This window comes from Acinetobacter sp. 5862, from assembly GCF_024494585.1.
GTDB lineage: Bacteria > Pseudomonadota > Gammaproteobacteria > Pseudomonadales > Moraxellaceae > Acinetobacter.
This window is the reverse complement of record NZ_JANHGP010000104.1, coordinates 1-338: the sequence shown is the minus strand read 5'-3', so window position 1 is coordinate 338 and position 338 is coordinate 1. Positions and strand designations below refer to the sequence as shown.

The following is a 338-nucleotide window of genomic DNA, read 5'->3' as shown; positions in this document are numbered from 1 at the left end:
AAACCTTATTTAGTTGTCTCAAAGGACGTGGATTCAATCTTGAAAATACTCGTTTAACAGACCCTAGACGAGTCAAGGAATTGATAGCAGTGCGAGCTATCGGTTTCTGTTGGTGCTATTTAACAGGTGAATGGCAACATGATCGGAAAAAAGCGATAAAAATAAAGAAGCATGGACGACTTTCAGTAAGTTTGATGTGTGCTGAATTAGCAGGAGACCCTCACTTGGGAGACTCTAGGCAGCTAACCGATAAAAGTCTTTTGCCATTTGATTTGGTGTCTTAAAATCCAAGCCTTTTTGAATTCTTCGCTGATTATAAAATAACTCTATATATTTTG

Annotated in this window: 1 pseudogene; it reads left to right on the top strand. The window is 37.9% G+C overall.

Going from position 1 to position 338, the window contains the following annotated elements:
* Positions 1 to 194: pseudogene (locus NO346_RS14705) on the top strand (IS4 family transposase); the annotation flags it as partial.
* Positions 195 to 338: the final 144 nt, after the last annotated feature.